This is a genomic window from Streptomyces sp. NPDC029466 (assembly GCF_055574515.1).
On the sequence record NZ_JBVHZH010000109.1, the window covers coordinates 1 to 5,107 of the forward strand.

At 69.5% G+C, this 5,107-nt stretch carries 3 protein-coding genes; all 3 read right to left on the reverse strand.

The genetic code is table 11. The features are described 5' to 3' along the window. Positions 1-128 precede the first annotated feature (128 nt). Positions 129-3,503 carry a pyruvate carboxylase gene (locus ACZ4XD_RS37185; RefSeq protein WP_468049975.1) on the reverse strand — a complete coding sequence of 1,125 codons (3,375 nt, stop codon included), beginning with the start codon at positions 3,501-3,503 and terminating at the stop codon, positions 129-131. 500 nt (positions 3,504-4,003) lie between these two features. Continuing rightward, positions 4,004-4,402, reverse strand: coding sequence for a nuclear transport factor 2 family protein (locus tag ACZ4XD_RS37190; protein WP_468049976.1), 399 nt, complete (start codon positions 4,400-4,402; stop codon positions 4,004-4,006). A gap of 133 nt (positions 4,403-4,535) precedes the next feature. Beyond that, on the reverse strand, positions 4,536-4,916 hold the full coding sequence (locus ACZ4XD_RS37195; RefSeq protein WP_468049978.1) for a phosphopantetheine-binding protein: 381 nt from the start codon (positions 4,914-4,916) through the stop codon (positions 4,536-4,538). Positions 4,917-5,107 lie beyond the last annotated feature (191 nt).

Sequence of the window (5,107 nt, forward strand, 5' to 3'; positions counted from 1 at the left end):
GGTGTCGCCTGGGCGGCTTCCAGCTCGTCCAGGCGACACCGGCCGCACCCATCAACCAGTCGCGCAGCGCCCTGCCGGCCCGGCGCGACCAGGGCGGCGGCACCGCTCACGCCATAGCAGGAGGCGATTCACCCGATGTCGACGAGGAGATCGCCACCCTCCACCTGCTGGATCTGGTTGATCGCCAGCCTGGCCACCCGTCCGGTCTTCGGGGCGGTGATCGCGGCTTCCATCTTCATTGCCTCGATGGTGGCCACGGTGGTGCCGGCCGTCACCTCGTCGCCCTCGGCCACCGCGAGCGTCACCACCCCGGCGAACGGCGCGGCGACATGCCCCGGATTGGTCCGGTCGGCCTTCTCCGTCACCGGTACGTCGGCGGCCGCTGCGGCATCGCGTACCTGGATCGGCCGCAGCTGGCCGTTCAGGGTGGACACCACGGTGCGCATACCGCGGTCGTCGGCCTCTCCGACAGCTTCCAGCTCGATCAGGAGCCGTACCCCCGGCTCGAGATCGACCGCGTACTCCGTCCCGGAACGCAGTCCGTAGAAGAAGTCCTTGCTGTCCAGCACGCTGGTGTCGCCGTAGGCCTGACGGTGTGTCTCGAAGTCGCGGGCCGGCCCGGGGAACAGCAGCCGGTTGAGCGTCGCGCGCCGGTCCTGCTCCAGTCCGCTACGGTCGTCCGCGGTCAGTTCCTGCACGGGCCTGGGTTCGGCGCGGCCCTCCAGCGCCTTGGCGCGGAACGGCTCCGGCCACCCGCCGGGCGGGTTCCCCAGCTCGCCGCGGAGGAAGCCGATGACGGAATCGGGGATGTCGAACTCGTTCGGTGCCGCCTCGAAGTCCTCCGGTTTCACCCCGGCGCCCACCAGGTGCAGGGCCAGGTCGCCGACCACCTTGGACGACGGGGTCACCTTCACCAGGCGGCCGAGAATCCGGTCGGCGGCGGCGTACATCGCCTCGATGTCCTCGAAACGGTCGCCCAGGCCGAGCGCGACTGCCTGCGTACGCAGGTTGGACAGCTGCCCGCCGGGGATCTCGTGGTGGTACACGCGGCCGGTCGGCGAGGCCAGGCCCGCCTCGAATGGCGCATAGATCCTGCGGACGCTCTCCCAGTACGGCTCCAGGTCCCCGACCGCCTTCAGATCCAGCCCGGAGGGCCGTGCGGAGTGGTCGGTCGCGGCCACGATCGCCGACAGCGAAGGCTGCGAGGTGGTGCCGGCCATGGACGCGACCGCGCCGTCCACCGCGTCCGCGCCGGCCCGGATCGCGGCGAGGTAGGTGGCCAGCTGGCCGCCCGCGGTGTCGTGGGTGTGCAGGTGCACCGGCAGGTCGAACTCGCGGCGCAGGGCCGATACGAGCTTCTCGGCGGCCGGCGCCCGAAGCAGCCCCGCCATGTCCTTGATGGCCAGGACATGGGCGCCGGCGTCCACGATCTGCTCGGCCAGGCGGAGGTAGTAGTCGAGGGTGTACAGCCGCTCGGAGGGGTCGGACAGGTCGGAGGTGTAGCACAGGGCGACCTCGGCGACGGCCGTTCCGGTCTCCCGTACAGCGTCGATGGCGGGCCGCATCTGGCCGACATCGTTGAGCGCGTCGAAGATCCGGAAGATGTCGATGCCGGTGGCCGCGGCCTCCTGGACGAAGGCGTCGGTCACCTCGGTCGGGTACGGCGTGTAGCCCACGGTGTTGCGGCCACGGAGCAGCATCTGGAGGCAGATGTTCGGCACCGCTTCACGGAGTGCGGCCAGCCGCTCCCAGGGGTCCTCGGCGAGGAAGCGGAGGGCGACGTCGTAGGTGGCGCCGCCCCAGCACTCCAGGGACAGCAGTTGCGGCACCGTCCGCGCCACCACCGGGGCGACGGCGAGCATGTCCTTGGTACGGACCCGGGTGGCGAGCAGGGACTGGTGGGCGTCCCGGAAGGTGGTGTCGGTGACTCCGATGGACGGTGACTCGCGCAGCCACCGGGCGAACCCCTCCGGGCCCAGCTCGGCGAGCCGCTGCCGGGAGCCGGCGGGCGGTTCGATGGCCGGCAGGGGCGGCAGTTTGGTGATCGGATCGATCAGCTGGGGTCGTGCGCCGTGCGGCTTGTTCACCGTGACGTCCGCGAGGTAGGTGAGCAGCTTCGTGCCGCGGTCGGCGGAGTGGCGCGCGGTGAGCAGGTGCGGGCGCTCTTCGATGAAGGAGGTGGTGACCCGGCCGGCCCGGAAGTCGGGGTCGTCGAGCACGGCTTGCAGGAACGGGATGTTCGTGGCCACGCCGCGGATGCGGAACTCGGCCACCGCGCGCCGGGCCCGGCCGATGGCGGTGCTGAAGTCGCGGCCGCGGCAGCTGAGCTTGACCAGCATCGAGTCGAAGTGCGCGCTGATCTCCGTACCGGCGTGTGTGGTGCCGCCGTCCAGGCGGATTCCTGAGCCGCCCGGCGACCGGTAGGCGCTGATCCGGCCGGTGTCCGGGCGGAAGCCGTTGGCGGGGTCCTCGGTGGTGATACGGCATTGCAGCGCGGCGCCGTGCAGGACGACCGTGTCCTGGGTGAGGCCGAGATCGGCGAGTGTCTCCCCCGCGGCGATACGCAGCTGCGCCTGCACGAGGTCGACGTCGGTGACCTCCTCGGTCACCGTGTGCTCGACCTGGATGCGCGGGTTCATCTCGATGAAGACGTGGTTCCCGTCGCGGTCGAGCAGGAACTCCACGGTGCCCGCGTTGCGGTAGCCGATCTCCCGGGCGAACCGCACCGCGTCGGCGCAGATCCGCTCGCGCAGCGCCGGGTCGAGGTTCGGCGCGGGCGCGAGTTCGATCACCTTCTGGTGCCGGCGCTGGAGCGAGCAGTCGCGCTCGAAGAGGTGGATGACCTCGCCGTGCCCGTCGGCGAGGATCTGCACCTCGATGTGGCGGGGGTCGACGACGGCCTTCTCCAGGAAGACGGTGGGGTCGCCGAACGCGGACGCGGCCTCGCGGGCCGCCGCCTCGATGGACTCGCGCAGCGCGCCGGGGTCCTCGACGCGGCGCATACCGCGTCCGCCGCCGCCGGCGACCGCCTTGACGAACACGGGGAAACCGATGTCCTCGGCGGCACGAACCAGTTCGTCCACGTCGCTGGAGGGCTCCGAGGAACCGAGCACCGGTACGCCGGCGGCGCGCGCGGCAGCCACCGCGCGCGCCTTGTTCCCGGTCAGTTCGAGCGTGCTTGCGCTCGGCCCGACGAACGTGATGCCCGCCTCCTCGCAAGCCCGCGCGAGATCGGGGTTCTCGGACAGGAACCCGTAGCCCGGGTACACCGCGTCCGCGCCCGCCCGGCGCGCGGCACGGACGATCTCCTCCACGGAGAGGTAGGCGCGCACCGGGTGCCCCGGCTCGCCGATCTGATGCGCCTCGTCGGCCTTCAGCCGGTGCAGTGAGTTGCGGTCCTCGTATGGGAAGACGGCAACGGTTTTCGCGCCCAGCTCATAGCCGGCGCGGAAAGCGCGAATCGCGATCTCACCACGATTGGCGACCAGTACCTTGCGGAACATTCTCGACCCCTTCAGCCTGCCATGAGGGACACCATGGTGTACGCCACGGGCAGATCGGACTCCGGACCCGCAGGGACTTGTTACCAGACCATGCCTGATCATTCAGTTGGCCGACGTCAAGATCCGGGTCCTTCCCGGATCCATGCTCTGCCGACGCCGTCACGGCCGCCATTTCAGCAGGTCAGCACCGCTATGATGGTGGATCCTACGAAGAGACGAAGAACCTGCCAACGGTAGTGGCGTCGATCACTGGCGGCTCGGCGTCTGCCCTTGCCGGAGCGCTCTGACCTGGGATAACGCCAGCCCGGCCGATACCACTTTCCGCAGAACTTCGCAGGCAGGAGCTGGTGCGTTCCGTCCGCCTATGTGGTGGACACCCAGGCGAGGGGCCGCGGCACCACGGCAGCGGTCGGCGGCCGCCGGCAGCACCGGTTCTGTCTGCGCGACCACCCCGCGGCAGCCGCCCTCGACAGGGAAAGCCGCAGCCGACCGCCCTGCGGTCACGGCTGGTCGTACCAGGCAAGCGCTGCGATCCGCCAGCCCTCTGAGGTGCGGACGAACTGGATGGTCTTGGTCCCGCCTCCCTCGAACGGCTCGCCATCCAAGATCCCGGACTTGCGGTACTCGCTGAACCGCGAGGCGACATCGCCCGCGACCTCTGTCTGTTCGGAGGTCTCCCACTCGGAGAACTCGACCAGCCGACCGTCGGTCAGCAGTGACTGGCGAGGCTTGATGAACTCGTCCACGGTGTAGACCGTGAACTCCGGGCCGGTCTTGACGATCACGCCGCCCGGAAGAACCAGCCGGCGGATCCGGGCCACGTCGGCGGCCTTGCCGCCCCGGTTGTCAAAGGCATCGAAGAACTCGGCGGTCACCACGTCTATCTCGATCTTGGACATGGCGCGACAGTAACAGCGAAGGGGCGCCCGACATCGTCGGTCTCGACGCTTCCCCTGGTCCGCGCCGCCGATGAGAATCGCGTGTCCAGCGAAACCCCGAACTTGGCAGGCCAAAGCCAAGAATCTTCATGCCCTAGTTGTTGGGTGAACGCACCTTTTCCTGCTGAATCAGCAGATCGACCCGCGTGGCCAACCGGTGCAGTTGCGGGCACTCGTAGAAGGAGTTCAGCGGGACGTCAACGCCCAAGCTTGCCGTGACGGCGTCTCGGACCCGGGGGATGGTCAGGGAATCGCCGCCGAGCGCGAAGAAGTCCGCGTCCTGGCCCTGCGGCGGGACGTCGAGGACCTGTGACCAGATGAGGGCCAGCTGCCTCTCGGTTGTACTGCCCACGGCGGCATCGATCCGGCCCGGTCCCCCAGCTTCGAAGAGTACGGCGGTCAGCCGCTTCCGATCGATCTTTCCGGACGTCGTCAGCGGCATCAGGTCGAGCACGACGAAACGTGCCGGCACCATGTTCCACGCGGGCCCGGAGTCGCGCCCACCCCACGGTAATTGCCGGGCCCTCGACCTCACTTGGCGGGACATTCCGAAGTAAGCACTCAATGGGCAGGCCGGTTGCCGGAAGGGTGGCGTTGTAGTTACCCGGGCGGTGATCCGGCCGCGTTACGTTCATCGCGCAGTGGCGGTCCTTCCCCAGGGCGGAC

Bases quoted from the DNA above. Each gene is read 5' to 3' on its own strand.
- ACZ4XD_RS37185 (WP_468049975.1), bottom strand. From the start codon at position 3,503: ATGTTCCGCAAGGTACTGGTCGCCAATCGTGGTGAGATCGCGATTCGC.
- ACZ4XD_RS37190 (WP_468049976.1), bottom strand. From the start codon at position 4,402: ATGTCCAAGATCGAGATAGACGTGGTGACCGCCGAGTTCTTCGATGCC.
- ACZ4XD_RS37195 (WP_468049978.1), bottom strand. From the start codon at position 4,916: ATGGTGCCGGCACGTTTCGTCGTGCTCGACCTGATGCCGCTGACGACG.